Annotated in this window: 19 protein-coding genes, 1 tRNA gene and 2 pseudogenes; 12 read left to right on the top strand and 10 right to left on the bottom strand. The window is 63.5% G+C overall.

All coding sequences use genetic code 11. The annotated features are described in order from the left end of the window. Positions 1-376: 376 nt before the first annotated feature. Both BHD06_RS24305 and BHD06_RS24300 read right to left on the bottom strand, forming a co-directional pair. Positions 377-526, bottom strand: a complete 150-nt coding sequence (locus BHD06_RS24305) for a DUF6525 family protein (protein WP_254892394.1) — start codon at positions 524-526, stop codon at positions 377-379. A gap of 111 nt (positions 527-637) precedes the next feature. Continuing rightward, positions 638-745, bottom strand: a pseudogene (locus BHD06_RS24300) (IS110 family transposase); the annotation flags it as partial. Between the two features lie 509 nt (positions 746-1,254). Between BHD06_RS24300 and BHD06_RS11880 the strand changes: the two are divergent. The 6 genes from BHD06_RS11880 to glp all read left to right on the top strand — a co-directional run bounded on the left by BHD06_RS11880 (position 1,255) and on the right by glp (position 9,068). Continuing rightward, a complete protein-coding gene (locus BHD06_RS11880) occupies positions 1,255-2,106 on the top strand; it encodes a PhnD/SsuA/transferrin family substrate-binding protein (RefSeq protein WP_080457331.1) in 852 nt (283 codons plus the stop codon). After that, entirely contained in the window at positions 2,107-3,534 is a 1,428-nt protein-coding gene (locus tag BHD06_RS11875) for a sensor histidine kinase (RefSeq protein ID WP_080457228.1), read from the top strand. Beyond that, positions 3,527-4,756, top strand: a complete 1,230-nt coding sequence (locus tag BHD06_RS11870; protein WP_080457227.1) for a sigma-54 dependent transcriptional regulator — start codon at positions 3,527-3,529, stop codon at positions 4,754-4,756. Before BHD06_RS11875 ends, BHD06_RS11870 begins: the two co-directional genes overlap by 8 nt. Before the next feature lie 157 nt (positions 4,757-4,913). Then, positions 4,914-5,435 (top strand): arsenate reductase (azurin) small subunit, encoded by a 522-nt coding sequence (locus BHD06_RS11865; protein ID WP_080457226.1) that lies wholly within the window; start codon positions 4,914-4,916, stop codon positions 5,433-5,435. A 13-nt stretch (positions 5,436-5,448) separates the two neighbouring features. Then, complete coding sequence (locus tag BHD06_RS11860) at positions 5,449-7,914, top strand: arsenate reductase (azurin) large subunit (RefSeq protein WP_080457225.1); 2,466 nt, start codon at positions 5,449-5,451, stop codon at positions 7,912-7,914. Between the two features lie 65 nt (positions 7,915-7,979). Next, a complete protein-coding gene (gene glp / locus BHD06_RS11855) occupies positions 7,980-9,068 on the top strand; it encodes a gephyrin-like molybdotransferase Glp (protein WP_176214340.1) in 1,089 nt (362 codons plus the stop codon). Here the strand turns inward: glp and BHD06_RS11850 are convergent. Genes BHD06_RS11850 through BHD06_RS11835 form a run of 4 tightly spaced genes read right to left on the bottom strand, consistent with a single transcriptional unit; the run spans position 9,065 to position 11,117 of the window. Then, the gene (locus BHD06_RS11850) at positions 9,065-9,457 is read right to left on the bottom strand and encodes an MBL fold metallo-hydrolase (RefSeq protein WP_080457223.1); all 393 of its coding nucleotides are present in this window, start codon (positions 9,455-9,457) and stop codon (positions 9,065-9,067) included. The two genes, glp and BHD06_RS11850, sit on opposite strands and share 4 nt — an antisense overlap. Continuing rightward, on the bottom strand, positions 9,454-9,690 hold the full coding sequence (locus BHD06_RS11845) for a thioredoxin family protein (RefSeq protein ID WP_080457222.1): 237 nt from the start codon (positions 9,688-9,690) through the stop codon (positions 9,454-9,456). The genes BHD06_RS11850 and BHD06_RS11845 overlap by 4 nt, the downstream gene beginning before the upstream one ends. A gap of 42 nt (positions 9,691-9,732) precedes the next feature. Continuing rightward, on the bottom strand, positions 9,733-10,791 hold the full coding sequence (locus BHD06_RS11840; RefSeq protein ID WP_080457221.1) for a permease: 1,059 nt from the start codon (positions 10,789-10,791) through the stop codon (positions 9,733-9,735). Then, positions 10,788-11,117: a helix-turn-helix transcriptional regulator gene (locus BHD06_RS11835; protein WP_254892393.1), complete on the bottom strand. Its 330-nt coding sequence runs from the start codon at positions 11,115-11,117 to the stop codon at positions 10,788-10,790. Before BHD06_RS11835 ends, BHD06_RS11840 begins: the two co-directional genes overlap by 4 nt. Positions 11,118-11,248: 131 nt before the next feature. Here BHD06_RS11835 and BHD06_RS11830 point away from each other — a divergent pair. From BHD06_RS11830 to BHD06_RS11820, 3 genes and pseudogenes are all read left to right on the top strand, one after another. Beyond that, positions 11,249-11,419: pseudogene (locus BHD06_RS11830) on the top strand (transposase); the annotation flags it as partial. Between the two features lie 245 nt (positions 11,420-11,664). Next, a complete protein-coding gene (locus BHD06_RS11825; protein WP_080457220.1) occupies positions 11,665-12,144 on the top strand; it encodes a hypothetical protein in 480 nt (159 codons plus the stop codon). 1 nt (position 12,145) lies between these two features. Then, positions 12,146-13,087 carry a TerB family tellurite resistance protein gene (locus tag BHD06_RS11820; protein ID WP_080457219.1) on the top strand — a complete coding sequence of 314 codons (942 nt, stop codon included), beginning with the start codon at positions 12,146-12,148 and terminating at the stop codon, positions 13,085-13,087. A gap of 280 nt (positions 13,088-13,367) precedes the next feature. Here the strand turns inward: BHD06_RS11820 and BHD06_RS11815 are convergent. Beyond that, positions 13,368-13,442 (bottom strand) — tRNA-Gln (locus BHD06_RS11815). Between the two features lie 84 nt (positions 13,443-13,526). Continuing rightward, positions 13,527-14,027, bottom strand: a complete 501-nt coding sequence (locus BHD06_RS11810) for an SH3 domain-containing protein (protein WP_080457218.1) — start codon at positions 14,025-14,027, stop codon at positions 13,527-13,529. Positions 14,028-14,130: 103 nt separating this feature from the next. Between BHD06_RS11810 and BHD06_RS11805 the strand changes: the two genes are divergently transcribed. The 3 genes from BHD06_RS11805 to ggt are packed head-to-tail and all read left to right on the top strand — an operon-like array spanning position 14,131 to position 18,017. Then, positions 14,131-15,117 carry a D-glycerate dehydrogenase gene (locus tag BHD06_RS11805; protein ID WP_080457217.1) on the top strand — a complete coding sequence of 329 codons (987 nt, stop codon included), beginning with the start codon at positions 14,131-14,133 and terminating at the stop codon, positions 15,115-15,117. A gap of 7 nt (positions 15,118-15,124) precedes the next feature. Further along, positions 15,125-16,237 carry a class I SAM-dependent RNA methyltransferase gene (locus BHD06_RS11800; RefSeq protein WP_080457216.1) on the top strand — a complete coding sequence of 371 codons (1,113 nt, stop codon included), beginning with the start codon at positions 15,125-15,127 and terminating at the stop codon, positions 16,235-16,237. Positions 16,238-16,250: 13 nt separating this feature from the next. Beyond that, on the top strand, positions 16,251-18,017 hold the full coding sequence (ggt, locus tag BHD06_RS11795) for a gamma-glutamyltransferase (RefSeq protein ID WP_080457215.1): 1,767 nt from the start codon (positions 16,251-16,253) through the stop codon (positions 18,015-18,017). A 50-nt stretch (positions 18,018-18,067) separates the two neighbouring features. On the opposite strand, the gene cueR is transcribed toward ggt, so the two are convergent. Together cueR and BHD06_RS11785 are read right to left on the bottom strand one after the other, a co-directional pair. After that, positions 18,068-18,496 carry a Cu(I)-responsive transcriptional regulator gene (gene cueR, locus BHD06_RS11790; protein ID WP_080457214.1) on the bottom strand — a complete coding sequence of 143 codons (429 nt, stop codon included), beginning with the start codon at positions 18,494-18,496 and terminating at the stop codon, positions 18,068-18,070. After that, the gene (locus tag BHD06_RS11785; protein WP_080457213.1) at positions 18,493-20,952 is read right to left on the bottom strand and encodes a heavy metal translocating P-type ATPase; all 2,460 of its coding nucleotides are present in this window, start codon (positions 20,950-20,952) and stop codon (positions 18,493-18,495) included. The genes cueR and BHD06_RS11785 overlap by 4 nt, the downstream gene beginning before the upstream one ends. Between the last annotated feature and the right edge of the window lie 322 nt (positions 20,953-21,274).

Here is a 21,274-nt window from a genome sequence, read left to right as displayed (position 1 = left end):
GGTCTTCGGGCCAATATGGCTGGGCTGGTCAGCCAAGCCGAAGGGCAACCGTGCTCATCGAGCGCCAGCGTTGCCACATCTGATGACATTCTTGAGGCTTCTCAATGCGGCTCAGTGTCACGAAAGCGCTCAAACTTGAAGGGGGAGGATATCCCGGACGTGGCGGAAATTTCCTCTGCGGCCTGATTTTTCCCGGCAAACCCAAAAGCCCTCTGCAAGAGCCAGTGGGGCAACAAGTACGCAGGCAGGCTGGTCAGGGGTGAGAGTGGATTTGTAACGAAGGCGAATGCTGGTCTCGGGCGAGTGTTTGCGCTTCTGCCAAAGCCAGCGATTGCAGCGTTTCTTCAGGTGACAAACCCTTGGCGGGGGACTTCGCCTAGAAACGCCGCGCCGAAGCTGGAGACCACGGAAGAGCAGCTTCCGACAGCCATTGCCTTAAAGGCGAAGGCAAGTTGCCATACTCGGCCATTGCGTCGCTACAGCGCTTTTTTCGGCGCAGGCTGCTGCGCCCGAGATTCCGGTTCATGCTTCAACTTCCGGGTCAGATACCGGGTCAAGCACAAGAACGAGGCGGGTTTCCCTCATCAAGTCGCTTCAGGGCCGCCTTCCTTGCGGAAGGATGGGTGTTCCTTGTCTGTCAGGCTTTTCCGAACTCTGTGCCGTCCACCCAAATCCGGTGCATGATGACGGCTAATTTCCTCGCGAGGGCAATCTTGGCGCACTTTGCGCCACGCCGAGCGGCAAGCCGTCGTTCCCTACTACATATTCGAAGCGTCGGCTAAGGGCCGTTCGTGACGGTCCCGCAGTCACGGCGGATTCCGGGCATTCGCTGCGCGTACCATTGGTTGATCGCAGATATCCAGAGCGGACATCCATGCTTTGACAAGATGTAGCTCGACACTACCCAATCAATTGGAACTCGAGGTGACGGAGTACTATGTTGTCACAAACGGGAGTGGTAGTTGACATTGAGGTGAGCTTGATCACGGCCTTGTCACCTGACCCCAAAGTTCGCTGCATAGGGGTTTCTGCGCGCGTTGGCAGAACCTTTTGACTGCGGCGAGGATATCGTCGGCAGATTTTACCCATTTGTGGGCTTCGATGAATGCCGTTCGCGAGATACCAGAGAGCCTCCGCTTAAATTTTCACCTCTTGGCGCGTTCAATCTGATACAGGGCAAAGCTGAAACATTTCCTACCGGGAGCGGCGTATCAAAGGTACAGTGCAGCAATGCGGCGGAACGAAGAGAACGGCATGAAATGGTTGACACGGCGCGCGGCGATCATGATGGGAGGGGTCGCATTGGCGACGCTGCCGATGCGCAGTGTCGCTCAAACCCCGTTCAGGCTGGGCCTTACGCCGGTCTTTCTCGACAATGACGCGGTGATCATCGACCGGCTGCGGCAGGCGTTGGCGGGCGCGATGGGGCGCGAGATCGAGCTTGTGCAGCGGCGTACCTACGAGGAGGTGACGGGGCTGTTGCTGGAGCGCTCGCTCGATGCGGCATGGCTGTGCGGATATCCGTATCTGCAGCATCGAGATGCGCTCGATCTGGTGGCGGTGCCGGTCTGGCGCGGCAAGCCGCTTTACCAATCCTACCTGATCGTGGGAGCGCGCGCCGAGGCCGCGAGCCTCGCCGATCTGCGCGGGGCGACGCATGCGTTTTCCGATCCCGACAGCAATTCCGGCTATCTGGTCACAGCGAGCGATCTGATTGCCATGGGTGCGCGGCCCGAGCAGTGGTTTTCGCGCGCGATCTTTACCTACGGGCACCGTAACGTGGTGCGCGCGGTGGCTGACGGGCTGGTGCAATCGGGCAGCGTGGACGGCTATGTCTGGGAGGCACTGGAAAAGGTGGAGCCGGACCTGACCGCGCGCACCCGCGTCATCGGCAAGTCGGAATGGCTGGGCTTTCCACCTGTCTGCGCACGCAAGGATGTCGCGGACGCGGAGCCGGTTCGGGCGCTGCGGGGCGCTCTGATGGGGCTTTCGCGGTCCGAGCCGGGGCGCGCGGCGCTGGCAGCCTTGCAACTGGACGGGTTCCAGGAGGCCCCCAAGGGCATATTCGACGGCATTGCGGCCCGCATGCGCCTGTTGGACACGTGAATGCCCCGGATTTTGCGTCGTCTGCCGCTGTCGCTCAGGCTGCCTCTGCTCGGGGCGGCGATGATGGTGCTGGTCGGGGTTGTCGCGTCGCAACAGGTATTGTCGGCGTTGGGGCGTGTGCAGGACGCACGGTTGCGCGAATTGGCGGCGCTGCATGTCGAGGGGCTGTCGGTGGCGCTCGGCCCACTGGTCCTGCGCCGGGACGTCTGGGAGGTCTATGACACGCTGGAGCGCGCGTCGAGCGAGAGCGAGGGGCGGCGCATGATCCTGACGGCGGTGGCCGACGATGCCGGTCGGGTTCTGGCCGCGACGGATCCTCGGCGGGTGCCGGTGGATAGCGCGATCGACCGGGTCGCCGAAGAGGCGGTGCCGCTTGACGAGTTGTCGGTGGGCACGTCCGAAAGCATCGTTCGCCTGATTGCGCCGCTCGAGTACCAGGGGCGCACGGTGGGCCGCATCGTCACCGAACTGGATGTATCCGACCTGCAGCGTGAGCGGTTGCGCGCGGTGTGGCTGCTGCTGGCGGGCAACGCACTTGCGACTACCATTCTTGCGGGGCTGGGATACATCGCGATGCGCCAGATGCTGCGACCCGTGTCCACTCTGGCGCAGCAGATGGCAGGGGCCGAGGGAGAGCCGCAGCCCATTGCCGAACGCGACGTGCCGCCCGGCGATGGTGAGTTTGCCCGCTTGGCCCGCACGTACAATAGCATGGTGCATGACGTGGCCGCGAAATCGCAGATCGAGCGGCGTCTGGCCGAGCGGGAACGCTTTGTGGCGTTGGGGCGGCTGTCGTCGTCGCTGGCGCATGAGATCAATAACCCGCTTGGCGGGCTGTTGAACGCGACGGACACGATCCGGAAATTTTCCGACAGGCCAGAGGTCGTCGAGAAATCCGCCGAGTTGCTGGAGCGCGGGTTGCGACACCTGCGGGACGTGGCGCGGGTCACTCTGGACCAGAACCGTCTTGAGCCGGACGGAACTCTGCTCTCGGTCGATGATTTCGAGGACGTTCGCCTGCTGATCCTGCCCGAACTCAAGCGGATGGAACAGCGGATCGACTGGTGTGCGCCGGAGAACCTCATACCCTCGCCAGAGCTGCCCGCTGCACCGGTCCGGCAGATCATGCTCAACCTGTTGCTCAATGCCTCTGCGGCGACCGGACCCGAAGGGCTCATCATGTTTCGAACGCAGGTGTATGACGACGGACTCGAGATTGCCATTTCCAATAGCGGCCCGCCGATGTCCGACGCTGCGCAGGCGCGGCTGCTGAGCGATGTGGCACTCGCACCGGGCGGTGGCGTCGGCCTGCGCCTGGTCCGCGATCTCGTTCAGGAGTTGGGGGGAAGGATAGAGCTTGCACGCGCGGACGGTCTTACGACGGTGCGCGTTTTCCTAACGGCGCGGAAAGGGGGTGCCGATGCTTGATGGGTGCCGGATCGTTCTGGTCGAGGATGACGAGATCATGGGCGGTTCGCTCTTGCAGCGGCTGGAGCTGGAGGGCGCACAGGTGCTGTGGCTCAAGCAGATGAACCGCGCGGTGGGCGCGATCCGCACGCCGCAAAGCAGGATCGACGCGGTGATCTGCGATATCGCGCTGCCGGATGGGACCGGCGAAGAGCTATTTACCACGCTGTGTCGCACGACAACGCCGCCGCCGTTCCTGTTCATCACCGGTCAGGGGGGCATCGAGCAAGCGGTGCGGCTGATCAAATCCGGTGCGGCGGATTACATCACCAAGCCGTTCGACATGTCGGTTTTCCTGGACCGTCTCGCTCAGCTTCTGGCACATGGCGAGGCGCAGGAATTCCCACCGGTACTGGGCGTGTCGGCGGCGGCGCAGCAGGTGGAGGCGCTGATCGCCCATGCGGCCAAAAGTGACGCGCCAGTGCTGATCCGGGGCGGGCCGGGATTGGGTAAGGACCTCGTCGCGCGGCGCATCCATGAGATGTCCGAGCGGCGGGCCGCACCGTTCCTGGAGGTGAACCTTGCGCGCGAGGGTACTCCGGAGGACGCGCTCTTTGGGGAAAGCGGCGCGTTACGGCAGCTGTGTGAGGGGACGCTTTTCGTGAATGCGGTCAGCCGCCTGCCGCTGTCGCTTCAGCACCGGCTCGTGGAAGAGATCGAGCGCGGTCTTGACGGACGCCTCGTGACCGCCTGCGGCCCCGATCTTGAGCGGCTGGTGCAAGACGGCGGGTTTGCGCCGGAACTCCATTACCGAATGGCGCAGATGGAGATCCCGATACCGCCGCTTGGCACCCGCCCAGAGGACGCGGTGTGGCTGCTTGAGCAGCTTTTTTACATGTTTGCGCCAGAGAAAGCGTCTTCTGTGACCGGCATCGGCGCCCTGTGCCTTGAGGCGGCGCGTGATCACGACTGGCCGGGCGGCGGGCGCGAGGTGCGCGCGCGGCTGGTGCGCGGGTTATCGTTGACGCAGGGTGACCTGCTGCAGCCCGCTGATCTGTTTCCAGAACGTCAGGCCGGAGAGGCGGGTATCAAGAGCCTTGCCGAGGTGCGCGAGGTGGCCGAGCGCGCGCAGATCATTGCCGCGCTGGAGCGGAGCGGTGGGCAGGTGGGCGCGGCGGCGCGGATGCTGGGCATCGCTCGGACCACGCTCTGGGAGAAGATGCAGCGATACGGGCTATCCTGAGACCGCCTGCGCCGCGCGGCATGTTCGGATTTCCGAACATCTGAATTTCTGCATGTTTTTCAGGGTTTAGCTGCGCTGCAGAATGCACGTTAACCCTGTCGTGGCACGCGGACGGAGGCTCTATCCTTGCCGTCATAGCAAGGGAGGAGCCAAGCCAATGAAATGTAATCGACTGGTCGATGCGGGCCGTCGTCAGTTCCTGCGCGGGGGCCTTGGGGCCACGGCGGGGGCTGCGGCGAGCGTTGTCATGGGAACGAGCGAAGCCCGCGCGCAAGCGGCGCTCGCACGGGTGGAGTATCCGGCAAACCGGCTGGCCAATGTGGCCGATCTGGCCGTCAACGAGGCGATGGATGTGGCCTATCCGGATGCCGACAGCCCCGGGGTTCTGCTCAAGCTGGGGCAGGCGGTCGAGGGGGGTGTGGGTCCTGATGGCGATATCGTCGCCTTTTCGATCCTGTGCCCGCACAAGGGCTGGTATCTGAGCTACAATGGCGAAGACCGCACGTTCAACTGCCCGGGGCACCATTCACGTTTCGATGCCGAGGCGGGCGGGCAACAGGTCTGGGGTCATGCCACCAACAACCTGCCGCAATTCGTGCTGCGCGTCGACGACACGGGCGACATCTATGCCGAGGGCGTGGACGAGCTGATCTACGGCCGCCTGTCAAACACGCTCTGAGGGAGGAAAATCAATGGCTTACAAAAGACAAGTGGACCGTCTGCCGATCGTTCCCGCAGACGCAAAGGAATTCAACGTCACCTGCCATTACTGCATCGTCGGATGCGGCTACAAGGCCTATACATGGCCGATGAACAAGCAGGGCGGCACGGCCCCTGAACAGAACAAGTTCGGCGTCGATCTCAGCGAACAACAGTTTCAGGATAGCGCGGCCTGGTACGCGCCATCAATGTACAACATCGTCAAGCAGGACGGGAAGGACGTGCACCTCGTGGTCAAGCCCGATGAAAATTGCGTGGTTAATTCCGGTCTTGGCTCCATCCGCGGTGCGCGCATGGCCGAAAACCGGCCCTCGCGGGTGACCGGCACACAGCTGCAAAGGCTCAGTGACCCGCTGGTATGGCGCAACGGGACATGGCAGCCGACGTCGTGGGACGACGCGCTCGATCTTGTCGCGCGGGTGACCGCGCAGGTCGTGACCGAAGGGTCCGAGGACGATCTTGTCGTGTCGATGTTCGACCATGGCGGCAGTGCGGGGGGGTACGAGAATACCTGGGGCACAGGCAAGCTCTATTTCGACAGCATGAAGGTCAAGAACTGCCGCATCCACAACCGTCCGGCCTATAATTCCGAGGTGCATTCGACCCGCGACATGGGCGTGGGCGAGCTCAACAACAGCTATTCCGATTACGAGATCACCGACACGATCTTCATGGTCGGCGCCAATTCGATGGAGACGCAGACTAACCTTTATCTCAATCACATGGTGCCCGGGCTCCAGAATGGTGCGAAGTTCATCATGGTCGACCCGCGCCGCACCGTCACCGTGCATTCCGCCGAGCAGTGGGCGGGCAAGGAAAATGTCCTGCATCTCGCGATCAACGAAGGTACGGATATGGCGCTTTTTAACGCCATCCTGACCCATATCGTCGATCAGGGCTGGACCGATGACGACTTCATCGCCGCCTCCGCCTTTCAAGGCGGCGAAGCGGTGGCACAGGATAGTGCGCATCCCGCCAGCCTGGGCAGTCTCGACCATGCGATGCAAGATTGCCGGACATCGCTGGAGCAGGCGGCGGAAATCTGCGGCGTGCCCGTGGCCGACATTCGGCAGGCCGCCGAATGGATCGCCAAGCCACATGACGACGGCAGCCGTCGGAAATGCGCAACGGCCTATGAAAAGGGGATAATCTGGGGCAATGACAACTATCGCACCATCGGTGCGTTGGTGAACATTTCACTCGCCACCGGCAATGTAGGGCGCGAAGGCGGCGGGGTCTGCCGCCTCGGCGGGCATCAAGAGGGTTACTACCGTCCGAATGAAGGCCATGTGGGGCGACCCGCGGAATACGTCGATCAGTTCCTGATCCGGGGTCTTGGGGGTGTTCATCACATCTGGGCCTGCGACCACCATAAGACCACGCTCAACGCCGCCGAATTCAAGCGCGTGCACAAGCGCCGGGCGGACATGGTGAAGGACGCGATCGACGCCGCCGCAGGCGGCACGCGCGAACAGCTGGTCGATGCCATCGTCTCGGCGATCAATGCGGGTGGGCTCTTTGTCGTGGATGTCGACATCATCCATACCCAGATCGGTCAGAACGCGCATGTGATCCTGCCGGCCTGCGAGTCGAACGAGATGAACCTCACCTCGATGAACGGCGAACGTCGGCTGCGACTCAGCGAGCGCTATATGGACCCCTACGGCAACTCCAGGCCCGACTGCCTGATCGCCGCCGGTGTTGCGCAGCACATGGAGCGCGCATTGCGCGAGATGGGCCAGGACGCCTATGCCGATCAGTTCCAGGGCTACGACTGGGAGACCGAGGAGGACGCCTTCATGGACGGCTTCCACCAGGGCAACCCGGAGGTGACCTATGAGCGGCTGCGCGCGGCGGGCAATAACGGCGTGCAAGAGCCGGTGACTGGCTATGAGAACGGTCAGCTTGTCGGCACCGAGCGGCTCTATGCCGATGGCACCTTCGACCGCCACGGGCGCGAGGACGGAAAGGCGCTGTTCTGTGCCGCCGGATGGCGGGGCTGGCAGGCACCGGGCAAGGCCCGCGAGAAGGCTGCGCACAAGTACTGGATCAACAATGTACGTGCCAATATCTTCTGGCAGAACCAGTTCCTCGACCAGAAGAACGAGTTCGTGCAGGATCGTTTTCCCTATCCGTTCATCGAGATGAACCCGGACGACATGGTCGATGAGGGTCTGAACCCCGGCGACCTCATCGAGATCATCAACGATAACGGCGTGACGCAGGGCATGGCCTATCCCACGGCCACCGCCAAGCGGGGGCAGGTTGCGATGGTCTTCGGGTCACCGGCGGGCAGCCAGGGCAATGTGATTAACCCGGGTGTCAACGAGCTGGTGCTGCCGAACTACAAGCACTGCTGGGGTGATATCCGCAAGATCTCGAACGCCACCCATGAAACAGCGGGGATCACCTTCAAGTCGAAAGAAGTCACGCTCTGATCTGGCGAGACAGGACAGACCCGCCCCGCAATATGGGGCGGGGCCCAAGCGTCAGGGAGGGCGCCATGGGACAACCAGCAACCTGCTCGGCCGGCAAGCCGGGCGCGCCGATGTCGGTTGATGCAGCGCGGCTTCGGGCCGAAGCGGTGGCCGTCACCGTCTCCGAGACCGAAACGCTCCCCCTCTACATGGCGCTCGACCGGGTGCTTGCGGACGCGACTGCGGCGCACTCCGCGTTGCCGCCATTCGACAATTCCGCCATGGACGGCTACGCGCTCGACAGCGCGGCGCTGCGCGGCAAGGGGCCGTGGTCGCTGACCGTGGCGGGCCGGATTGCCGCGGGCGACACAGGGGGCACCGCGCTTGCCCCGGGCTGTGCTGCGCGCATTTTCACCGGCGCACCGGTGCCTGCAGGGGCCGATTGCGTGTTGATGCAGGAGGCGGTGCACCGCCAGGGCGGACGGATCATTCTGGACACCCTGCCAGCACCGGGCGCCAACATCCGCCGTCGCGGTGAGGACGTGGCCGAGGGGGCCAGATGTCTTGCGGCAGGCGTTGCGCTGACACCGCCGCGTCTGGCCCTTCTGGCGGGTTGTGGACTGTCCGCGGCGATCGTGCGTCGCCGGGTGCGTATTGCGATCCTGTCCACCGGCGATGAGCTGGTGGAGCCGGGGGGTATTCTGGCCCATGGGCAGATCTACAATTCCAACCGGGTCATGCTGCGCGCACTTCTGGCTGCATCGTGGGCCGAGGTCACCGATCTGGGTATACTGCCCGATGATCCCGCCTCTATTCGGGGCGCGATCCGCGAGGCCGCGCGCGGCCATGACGTGGTGATTTCCTCGGGAGGCGTTTCGGCGGGCGAGGAGGATCACATTCTTGATGCGCTTCGGGCCGAGAATGCCGCGCTTGATGTGCTCAAGGTGGCGATCCGCCCTGGCAAACCGCTGACCGTGGGCCGCGTGGCGGGAGCGCTTTTCTTTGGCCTGCCGGGAAACCCATATGCCGCGGCAGTCACCTTTTCGCAGATCGTGCGCCCCACCTTGCGCCGGGTGGCTGGGTTGCGCGAGGTGCCGGACACATGGATTCCCGCCGTTGCGGCCTTTGCCTATGCCCGCCGGACCGGCCGCTGCGAATATGTGCCGGTCACTTAGTCGGCGCGGGCGCGATGATCCTCGACCGCCGCTTCCGAGGCGATCACGGTGGCCCCTTGGACCTTCCAATACCCGTTGCCCAGCCAGCGGTGGTCCTGTCCGCCGGTATTGATGACGTATTTCACCGGCTGGTCGGTGACGGTGCGGATGGCCGCGTGCAGCATCTCGGCACCCTGCCATGACCCGCCCGGATCCATCAGCACCGCCCCCTCGGGCGTCACGACCAGTCCGAAGGTGGCGTTGTTGCCGAAGTTTTCCGGACTGCGCTGCTCCAGTGGGCCGACGATCGCCCAGACATCATCCGTGACCGGCTGGGCCTCGAGGACATCCGCCAGGGCGACGGTTGGAAAAGCGAGGACGGCAACGGCGGCGACCAGAGCGCGGATCATGCGCGGAGCCAGCCTTCGAGCTTCCCCGCATCCGGCAGGCCACCGGCATGGACGAGCTTGCCGTCGACCGAGATGCCCGGCGTGGACATGACGCCAGCCATCGCGATGGATCGCGCATCGGTGACCTTTTCGACCTCGACCGCAACGCCGATCTTTGCGGCGGCCTCCTTGACCATGGCTTCGGTCGTCTCGCAGCGCTTGCAGCCGGGGCCGTATACCTTGACGGTTTTCATGTGCTTGTCCTTTCAGAGAATTGCGTCGACCCGGAGGATCGCTCACAGCAGGAAGTTGAAGAGAGAGCCGGTGGCGAGGATCCCGGCCGCGACAACCGCGATAAAGATCGCGATGAGGCGAAGTTTCAGCACCTGCTTCAGGATGATCATCTCGGGTAGGCTCAGCGCGATCACCGACATCATGAAGGCCAGCGTCGTGCCAAGCGCGGCACCCTTGCCCAACAGCGCCTCCACGATGGGAATAACGCCGGCCGCATTGGTGTACATCGGCACACCCACGACGACGGCGGCGGGAACCGACCACCAGGCCTCGCCGCCCATGATCCGCAGCATCATCTCTTCAGGGACGTAGCCGTGAATCGCCGCGCCGATGCCGATGCCGACCAGCACCCAGATCCAGACCTTGCCGACGATCTCGCGCACCTGTTCGACACCGATCTTCAACCGGTCCACCAGCGTCAGCCGTTCTTCAGGCAGATCGCCGACGGGGCCCGCGTTCAGTTCGCGCACCCAGTCCTGAAGGTAGCGTTCCAGCCCCATGCGGCCGAGGATGAACCCCGCCACGGTGGCAATGGTGAAACCGAAGACAAGGTAGATCGTCGCGATCTCCCATCCGACGAGGCCGTAGAGCAGCCCGAGGCCCACCGGCCCCACCATCGGCCCCGCGATCAGGAAGGAGAAGGTCACGCCGAGCGGGATGCCCGCCGAGACGAAGCCGATGAAGAGTGGCACCGAGGAGCACGAGCAAAATGGCGTCAGCACGCCCAGAAGCGAGGCCAGCGGATAGCCCCAGATCTGGTTCTTGCCCGCCAAGATCGCGCGGGTCTTTTCCGGGCTGAACCAGCTACGAAGCACGCCGGTGACAAAGACGATGCCCGTGAGCAGCAGCAGTACCTTCGGCACGTCATAGACGAAGAAGGCGATGGCCTCGCCCGTGTGGCTGTCGCGCGCCACTGGAAACAGCGCCGTCACCCATTCCGAGATCGGGATCAGCTGACCATAGAGCAGGTAGAGGACCACGCCCACGGAGGGCACGCCGATATACCAAAGCCAGTCGGGCGCGCCGCGATGCGGGGCCGGGTCATGTGTTTGAGCGGTCATGCGACCTTCCTTCCAAGATTGAATTCGGCAGCCAGCACAGCGTCGATCACTGCCGAGAATTCCAGCGCAAGGTCGGGGTTCCGGCGGTAGCGCACCCATTGCGCGTCGCGTCTGTCCAGCACGAGGCCGGCCTCACGCAGCACCTTCATGTGCCGTGACATCCGGCTCTGGCTCACGTCGAGGCGCGCCATCAATTCGCAAACGCAGTGCTCGCCACTATCACAAAGAATGGCAAGGGCTGCACGACGGGTCGGATCACACAGGGCCGTCAGAATCTCTTGCATTGTGCTCCACATGTTTCTTGTATCCAGATCAAAGGCCGTCATTGGCCGCAGCTCATATTGGTCACTGCACATATGCGTATGTGCGCATATGTGAAGTGACCAATTCTTTGATCGAGATCAATCAAGGAGTGTTTTCTTTAACGGAGATCAAATAATCGCGTGGCGCACCCTTCCGGGATGAGCTTCTGAACGGTGAGGTCTTCTACTCGCTACGCGAGGCCCAGATTCTGATCGAGAAGTGGCGCCGCCACTACAACACAGTCAGACCGTACAGTGCTCTGGGATACCGCCCACCAGCGCCCGAAAGCATCGTTCCGATAGACCAAAGGCCGACCATGCACTAGCATTTACACCGGATCACTCAGTGGGGGCAGACCACAGCATCAGGCATTTTCGACGCACAACCACCAATAAAGTAACAAGCTACATCAGAGGAGCGGCATCAAACCGCGACAGGTCCAGGCTTGTCCACGCCCGTCGGGCATACCAAGCTGCACTTGCTGACAATCCTGCAATGGCTCACAGTGCCGTCACTTGCATTGCAGAATGCATCTAGCCATAGTCTCAATCTAATGGAGGATTCCATTTCATGAAAGTCGAGGCTGTCGACCCCGAGACCGGGAAAACCATCGAGATGGATTGCGTGGCTGAGAGTCATGACGAAATCCGCGACCTACTTTCCTTTGATCTTTCCGAAGAAGCGTTGAAGAGGCGACTGGACAACCTCGCCATCTCGGCTGATGCCAAGTCGATCTTGTTCACAATCGCCAAGACCACGATCAAGGTCGGCGACTTCATCATCAGGATCGGCAGGAAGGTTCTGGACGTGATCATCTCTCTGCTTGGCGAATTTCCCATGACCAGCATGGGGACGGTATTCGGCGCGATATTCGGCTACCTTGTCACATCCGTCCCGCTCATCGGCTTTATTTTCGGTCCCTTCGTGGGAACGCTGGCGATCGCCTTCGGATTCGCGGCTGGAGCGATGCAAGATCTTGGAAACAAAGCACTTGAGCGCCGGATCAGGACTTCGATGGCGTCTTTCGAAAACCTGAAGTCGGCGGGGTGATATGAGCGAGAGTTGGTTCGAAGGTGTCAATGATGTTGTCGAGGACGAACTTCGCTTCAAGGTGAAGCTCGGCATCGGGGAAGACGCCTACACATCAACTCGCCTGAAGAAAGCGGTCTTCGAAGCTTGGGACGTCGCAGGCGTGGCGGCCACGGGCGCTCAGCTTGCAAGCTCTGCCCTTGTTGCACAGAAGTTCTTTGCGGCACCCAGCCTGCTGGCATCCATCGGAATTGGAACTGCAACCGCAGCCACACCCATTGGCTGGGTCGTTGCCGCGAGTGTCATCTCGGGCGGGGCTTGGCTTGGTATCACCCGGTATCTGAAGGACGACGGCGGCAAGGTCAAAGTGATCCCGGAGTTCATCAACACTCCCCTAGATGTGCTCGGATTGGGGCTCTTTGACCTGATAGCACCTCTGGCGATCAAGGTGGCAGCCGTGGATGGGCACGTGGACGACAGTGAACTTGCCGCAATCAAAAAATACTTTGTGCGGACGTGGGGGTATTCCGAGCCATTCGTGGAGCGGGGTCTTGCTTTTGTGAGCGCGAAACATGGCGACTACCACATCAAGACCGCCGCTGCGGCCCTTGGGGCGTTTGCCCGTGACAACCCCGACTGCAGGGCGGACAGGATGCTTGCCGACATCCTGGCTTTCCTCCGTGAAGTCATGGAAGCGGACGGCAGAATCGACGAGCGTGAAGAAATGGCGATCGAGCGCATCGAAAAGGTATTGAATGACGAAATGCGGTTCTCAGTGTCGCGGACGGTTGCCCCTGTTGGAACTGCAGCCTCGCAGGTGGCGAGCGGTGTTGGAGCTGGAATCAAGTCGGCCTCACGCGCAGCCACGACGGCAGTAAAGACAGCTTCTCAAGTTGCGGGCGGGGTAGTCTCTGGCATCACATCAGCGATCCGTAAACCCCTGAAGCGCGACAAGGAGCAGTGATGCAAGGTCTTTTCTGGTTTATCGGTAAGGGTCTGAAGTGGGTGCTGATGCTGACCTTCATACGGGGAGTGTTTGCTCTCAGGGGCGATGCCAGACGAGCACGTGGCAACAAAGATAAGAAGGTCGGCGAGAACCCGGACTAGGACAAAAACGCCTCTCTAAAGCGACGCAACACTCGATCCAAGCCACTCCAAACCTGGGGCAGCGCATGGGGCATCTTCGGGGGATTAAGTCGGGAAAGATCCTTGCAGCGCAAGACGTCACGAGCTCTGCGAGTGACTGGCTGGGGTGGTAGGATTCGAACCTACGGTACACGGTACCAAAAACCGCTGCCTTACCACTTGGCTACACCCCAACGTGCCGCGCTAATTACTCTGGAGCCTCGCGCGGTTCAAGAGCGGAAAGTAAAAAATATGCGGCTTTCGTGGGGCGGGATGAATCAGTCGAGCGTTTCCTCCGCTTCGATCCCCCAAAGTGCCGTCTTCGGGGCCCAGCCGTCATAGCCTTGCGCGGAGATCTCGCACCAGTCCGGGCCACATTCGGAGAGGCGCGTTATCACACCCTGTTCCAGTCTTGCGACCACCATCGCACCGGGTTCGGGCCGGGCCAGCATGTCGAGCATTTCGGCCTCGACGATGGCCGTGCGTACGCCGGACAGAAGCGAGTAATGCATCCAGCCTCCCGCACCGTCGCGATCCTGTACGCGCCGCCAATGGCCGTATTCGGCGGTGATCATCAGCGGCATGTCGCGTCGCTTGAAGACCCAGTCGATCCGGTGCGTCAGGCTGGGTCCGCGCCGCACATTGGCCTCGGATGCCTTCATCGACACGTAGCGCGGAAGTGGCAGGTTGGTCACCGGGCCGCGATCCGCAGCCCCGGCAAAAAACGGCCAGAACGCCAGCGCAAGCGTCGCCAAGCCACGTGATTTCATCACTGCCATTCGATTTCTGCCCGTCAAACTGCAAGCGGGTTCTTGTGCCTCGCTCTTTCCTGCGCCACTCTGGCAGCAACGCGCGAGAAATGAAAGCTTGAGGAGGCGTTTCATGCCATCTGCCCGCCTGAGTGTTGTCGTGACGCGACGCCTGCCCGAGCCGGTCGAGACGCGGATGCGCGAATTGTTCGATGTTGCGCTGCGTGAGGATGACGCGCCGATGAGCCGCGAAGAGCTTGCCCGCGCCATGCGCGAGGCCGATGTGATCGTGCCGACGCTGTCGGACCGGATCGACGCCGGGCTGATCGCGCAAGCGAGCGACCGGCTGAAACTGATCGCCAATTACGGCGCGGGGGTGGATCATATCGACGTGAACACAGCGCGCCAGCATGGCATTCTGGTGTCGAACACGCCCGGCGTGTTGACCGATGACACCGCCGACATGACCATGGCGCTCATTCTCAGTGTCACCCGCCGCCTGCCTGAAGGGCTGGCGCGGATGCAATCGGGGGAGTGGCTGGGCTGGTCGCCCACGGCGCTCTTGGGCGGGAGGGTCGCGGGGCGGCGTCTGGGGATCCTTGGAATGGGCCGAATCGGTCAGGCGGTGGCGCGGCGCGCGGCCGCCTTCGGCATGCAGGTGCACTACCACAACCGCCGCCGCCTGCGCCCCGAGATCGAGCAGGAACTGGAAGCCACCTATTGGGAGAGCCTCGATCAGATGGTGGCGCGGATGGATGTGCTGAGCATCAACTGTCCGCACACACCCTCGACTTTTCACCTGATGAACGCGCGGCGGTTGAAACTGATGAAGCCCGACGCGGTGATCGTGAACACAAGCCGGGGTGAGGTGATCGACGAGAACGCGCTGACCCGTATGCTGCGCGCCGGAGAAATCGCGGGGGCGGGGCTCGATGTCTACGAGCACGGCGCGGCGATAAACCCACGCCTGCGGGAGCTCAAGAACGTGGTGCTATTGCCGCATATGGGATCGGCCACGGTCGAGGGTCGTATCGAGATGGGCGAGAAGGTGATCATCAATATCAAGACCTTTGACGACGGCCACCGCCCGCCTGATCAGGTCGTGCCAGCCATGCTGTGACCTTGCATTGAGCCAGCCCACGCCTTTCGAGATTTTCCTCGCCGCCCCGCCGGGGCATGAAGCCGTCCTTGCCGAGGAGGCGCGCGAGGCGGGCTTTGGCGCGGTCACCGCGCTGCCCGGCGGGGTGAGTGTCATGGGCACATGGCCCGACGTGTGGCGCGCCAATCTTGAGTTGCGCGGGGCCGGGCGGGTGCTGGCGCGGATCGGCTCTTTTCGGGCGTTTCACCTTGCTCAGCTCGACAAGCGGGCGCGCAAGTTCGATTGGGCCGCGCATTTGCGTGCCGATGTTCCGGTGCGGGTCGAGGTGACCTGCCGCAAATCAAAAATCTACCATGCCGGGGCGGCGACGCAGCGGATCACCGGCGCACTCACCGAGGTGCTCGGGGTCGAGGTGCGTGACGATGCGGCGCTGCGCCTGATGGCCCGGATCGAGGATGATCTGGTGACGTTCAGCCTTGATACCTCGGGTGCGCCGTTGCATCGGCGCGGTTACAAGGAGGCCGTGGGCAAGGCCCCGATGCGCGAGACGCTGGCGGCGCTTTTCCTGCGGCAATGCGGGTATGACGGGTCGGAGCCGGTGCTTGATCCGATGTGCGGCTCGGGCACCTTTCCCATCGAGGCGGCGGAAATCGCGACGGGTCTGAAGCCCGGACGGGCGCGGCGTTTCGCTTTCGAGGATCTGGCGGGGTTCGATGCGCAGGCCTGGGAGGCGATGAAAGCCGGGCCTGATCCGCGCGAGACGCCCCTGCGGTTCCACGGCTTTGACCGTGACGCGGGTGCGGTGCGCATGGCGAGCGACAATGCCGCCCGCGCCGGGGTGGGAGGGATCACGCGATTCGCCTGTCAGCCGATTTCGGCGCTCACCCGCCCCGAAGGCCCGCCGGGTCTGGTGATGATCAACCCGCCCTACGGCGCACGAATCGGCAATCGCAAGCTGCTGTTTGGCCTCTATGCCAGCCTTGGTGAGGTGTTGCGGCGCGAGATGACGGGCTGGCGGGTGGGGCTTGTGACCAGCGACGGAGGATTGGCGAAATCCACCGGCTTGCGGTTCTTGCCAGCCGGGCCGCCGGTGGCGCATGGTGGGCTTAAGGTGACGCTCTGGCGCACCGATCCGCTTTAGGAGGGTTTGGCACATGCGCGTGCTGTTTCTAGCCTTGGGGATTGGTCTGTGCGCTCCGCTTCACGCGCAGCAAGCGGCGGATACCGTCGCCCCGGAAGGGGCCGGGACAGGGGCCTTGCAGGTGCCCGCCCTTCTGGCGGACGCGCAGGTGGCCAAGGATGCGGGCCGCCCGGTAGAGGCCGAAAACTGGATGATCGCGGCGGCGCACCCTTTGGCGGTCGAGGCCGGTGCGAAGGTGCTGCGCGTGGGCGGGACGGCGGCGGACGCCATGGTGGCGGTGCAGGCGGTGCTGGGGCTGGTGGAGCCGCAAAGCTCTGGCCTGGGCGGCGGTGCCTTCCTTGTCTGGCATGACGGAACAAGCGGCGAGATCACCACGCTCGACGGGCGCGAGACCGCGCCGCTGGATGCCACGCCGACACTCTTTCAGGATGGAACGGGCCAGCCGCTGGAGTTCTTCGACGCGGTGGTGGGCGGGCGCTCGGTGGGCACGCCGGGCACGCCCGCGCTGCTGAAGGCGGCGCATGACCGGTGGGGGCAGGCGCCGTGGCCGGGGCTTTTCGCGGATGCGATCCGGTTGGCCGAGGAGGGATTTCCGGTCAGTCCGCGTTTGGCCGCGCTGGTCGAAGGCGATGCCGAACGGCTTGCCCGCTTTCCTGCGACGCGCGACTATTTCTTGCCCGGTGGCGTGCCGCTCGCCGTGGGCGACCGGCTACGCAACCCGGCCTATGCCGAGACACTGCGTGCCCTCGCCGCACATGGCCCGCGCGCCTTTTATACTGGTAAGATCGCGGCGGATATCGTGACCACGGTGCAGGGTGCGGCGGGTAATCCGGGTGTGCTGAGCGAGACCGATCTGGCGATCTACCGGGTCAAGGAGCGGCCTGCGCTCTGCGTGCCCTATCGCGGCTATGAGGTCTGCGGGATGGGCCCGCCCTCGTCAGGCGCCTCGACCGTCGGGCAGATCCTCGGTTTGCTCTCGCCGTTCGATCTGGCCGGGCTTGGCCCCGATGATCCGCAGGCGTGGCGGTTGATTGGCGAGGCCAGCCGTCTGGCCTTTGCCGACCGGGGGCGTTACCTCGCCGACAGCGATTTCGTGCCGGTGCCGCTCAAGGGGCTGCTGGCCCCGGATTACCTGAAATCGCGCTCGGAATTGTTGCGCGGCGACGACGCGCTGCCGCAGGTCGCGCCGGGCCGACCGGAGTTCGAACATGCGCTCAATTGGGCCGACGACCAATCCATCGAGTTGCCCTCAACCTCGCATATCTCGATTGTCGATGGTTATGGCAACGCGCTCGGCATGACCACGACCATCGAGAACGGGTTCGGCTCACGGCTCATGGTGCGGGGCTTCCTGCTCAACAATGAGCTGACGGATTTCTCCTTTGCCAGCCATGACGAGGGGCGCACCATCGCCAACCGGGTGGAGCCGGGCAAGCGCCCGCGCTCCTCCATGGCGCCCACCATCCTGCGCCGGGACGGCGCGCCGGTGCTGGTTCTGGGCAGTCCGGGGGGAAGCATGATCATCGGCTACGTGGCCAAGACCATCATCGCCTGGGCCGATTGGGGGATGAATGTGCAAGAGGCCGTGGCCTTGCCGCATCTGGTCAACCGCTTCGGGCCCTATGTTCTGGAAGAGTCGCGCCTTGCCGCGCCGCTGCGGGACATGGGCTACGAGGTGACGCTGCGCGATCTCACTTCGGGGCTGCACATGATCGAGATTGGCGAGACCCTGCAAGGCGGGGCCGATCCCCGCCGTGAGGGGATTGCCTATGGTGAGTGAAGGATTTGAGTATTTTCACCAAGAAGAAATCCATCATGTTTCCTCTGGCTTCAAGTATCCCGGAGGTCCGGGGTGGGCAGCGCCCCCGGGGCTCGGCCCGTGGCTAGATCGCTCAGGATCGGGCAATCGGGCCGGTTGTCGCCCGCGCATTCCCTGACCAGATGCTGCAAGGTCGCCCGCATGGATTGCAGCTGTGTGATCTTGTCCTCAATCTTGTCCAGATGGTCTTGCGCCACCCGCTTGACATTGGCGCTTGCGCGGTCCTGATCCTCGTAGAGCGCGAGAAGTGTGCGGCAATCCTCGATGGAAAAGCCGAGCGCGCGGGCGCGGCCGAGAAAGGCCAGCTTGTGGACATCGCTGTCACGGAACACGCGATAGCCGTTTTCGCCGCGCATCGGGCGGATCAGGCCGATGTCCTCGTAGTAGCGGATTGTCTTGGGCGGCAGCCCGGTCTTTTTCGCGACATTCGAGATGTTCATGCGTGCCCCTCCATCACAGGGCGCAGCCCGCGCAGGCGCAGCGCGTTTGACAAAACAAAGACCGAGGACAGCGCCATCGCACCCGCCGCCAGCATCGGCGAGAGCATGAGCCCTGTCACCGGGTAAAGCAGCCCCGCCGCCACCGGAATGAGCGCCGTGTTGTAGGCGAAGGCCCAAAAGAGGTTTTGCCGGATGTTGCGCAGGGTGCGATGTGACAGGTCGAGCGCGTTGACCACTCCGGCCAGATCGCCGGACATCAGCACCACGTCGGCCGATTCGATGGCCACGTCGGTGCCGGTGCCCACGGCAATGCCGATATCGGCTTGTGCAAGGGCCGGTGCGTCATTGATCCCGTCGCCGACGAAGGCGGTGGCGCCAAAACGGTTCTGCAGGCCGCGCAGCGCATCGACCTTGCCCTCGGGCAGTACCTCGGCCTCGACATGGTCGATGCCAAGCTCATCGGCGATGGCCTGCGCCGCCGCGCAGCTGTCGCCGGTGATCATCGCGGTCCTGAGGCCGCGCGCATGCAGCGCCTCGATCACCGCCCGACTGGAGGGTTTGGCCGCATCGGCGATACCCAGAATGGCCGCGTATTCTCCGTCGATGGCGACGTGAATCGCGGTTTGCCCTTTATCGGCCAGATCCTGCGCCGCAGACTCAAACCTGCCGATTTCGATCCCCTCGCGGGTCATCAGGCGGGCCGCGCCGATCAGTAGCTTGTAGCCATCGACCTCGGCCTCGATCCCGTGTCCGGCGATGGCGTTGAAGCTCTGGACCTTGGGCAGGGCCAGCTCCTGCCGCGTCGCTGCATCTTCCATCGCGCGGGCGATCGGGTGTTCGGATTTGCCCTGCGCCGCCGCCGCGATGCGCAGCACCGTCGCCTCGTCCCAGTTATCGCTCACCGTGATCTGTGTGACGGCGGGCTTGCCTTGGGTGAGCGTCCCGGTCTTGTCAAAGGCGACCACGCGTGCCTCATCGAGCCGTTGCAGCGCCTCGCCCTTGCGAAAGAGCACCCCGATTTCGGCGGCGCGCCCGGTGCCCACCATGATCGAGGTGGGGGTGGCCAGCCCCATGGCGCAGGGGCAGGCGATGATCAGTACAGAAACCCCTGCGATCAACGCATGGGGCAGGGCCGGGGCAGGGCCGACCATCAGCCAGACCGCCACCGACACCAGCGCCACGGCAATGACGATGGGCACGAAGACACGCACCACTCGGTCGGCCAACGCCTGCACCGGCAGTTTCGCGCCCTGCGCCTCTTCGACCATCGCGACGATCCGCGCCAGCACCGTGTCGCGCCCCACTGCCGTCGCGCGAAAGCTGAGCGCGCCGTCACCGTTGATGGTGCCGCCCACGACCGTGTCGCCGGGGCCCTTGGCCTCCGGCGCGGGCTCGCCAGTGATCATCGATTCGTCGATATACGAGTTGCCCTCGGTCACCTCGCCGTCGATTGCCACCTGTTCGCCGGGGCGCAGGTGGAGCAGGTCGCCGACCGCCACCTCCTCGACGGCCAGTTCGCGGATCTCGCCGTTTCGTTCGACTCGTGCGGTCCTGGGCTGCAATCCGATCAGGCGCTGAATCGCGGCCCCCGTGCGCCCCTTGGCCCGCGCCTCAAGCCAGCGGCCTGTGAGAATCAGCGTGACGATCACCGCCGCTGCCTCGAAATACACCGCGCGGGTGCCCTCGGGCAAAAGCCCGGAGGCAAAAAGCGCGACCGTGGAATAGGCCCAGGCGGCGCTTGCGCCCAGAGCCACGAGGCTGTTCATGTCCGGCGCGCCCTTGAGCAGCGCAGGCACGCCCAGTCGGTAGAATTTCCGCCCCGGCCAAATGAGAACAGCCGTGGTCAGCACGAATTGCACCAGCCAGGACGTGCCCATGCCGATCGTGCCGGCAATCAACCCGTTGAGGCCCGGGATGACATGGCTACCCATTTCCAGCGCGAAGACCGGCAGGGTCAGAAGGCCCGCGATCCAGACTTTCCTGCGGGCCTCGTCGACCTCGGCAGCCCGCCGGGCGGCCTGATCCTCGCCCTCCTCGTCCTTTACCCGTGCCGGATAGCCCGCCTCGCTCAGCCTGCGCGCCAGGTCCAGGGCATCAGTGCCGCCGGGCAGGAAGCGCACCTGTGCGGTCTCAGTGGCCAGATTGGCGCGGGCCTCGATCACGGCAGGCAGCGCTTTGAGAGCGGCCTCGACCCGGTTGATGCATGAGGCACAACTCATGCTCGAGACGCTCAGGGTCACCGTTGCCTCGCGCGCCGGATAGTTGACGGCCTTGAGGGCCTCGGCCACGTCGCTGGCCTGCGTGCCCTGCACCACCATGCGCGCCTGACCACTGGCAAAATTGACCGAAACATCGTGGAGTCCGGGCAGCGCGCCGAGTGCGCGTTCAGCCCGCCCGGCACAGGCCGCACAGTTCATCCCCTGAACCTCGATTCTCAATGTGGTTTCGGCGGTCATGACCTCTCCTTGCGTATTTCCCTGCCAGATAGGCCCTCCAGTCACTGGAGGGTCAAGGGGTGCAAGAGGCTACCTGCGCGAAAACCGGGCTTTTCGAGGAAAAATCCGGCGGGAGAAAGAAAATTGCAGTTTTGTGAAAAAAACCTCTTGCGACTCTTTGGGGCTAACCGTAAAAGCCCCTTCACCGGCGGCGCTGATGTGCTTCTGGGACGCGGACCGGACTGAGGCGGATGTCTTGAGAGGGGAAGCGGTTAGAAATATCTGAGGTATGATTGGCGGGTTGCGCTAGGTAGATTGGCGCTTCCGGTTGGTTTTGCTTCGA

Source organism: Roseovarius sp. A-2, assembly GCF_002072155.1.
GTDB lineage: Bacteria > Pseudomonadota > Alphaproteobacteria > Rhodobacterales > Rhodobacteraceae > Roseovarius.
The sequence above is the reverse complement of the archived record's forward strand: the minus strand, read 5'-3'. Positions and strand labels throughout refer to the sequence as shown.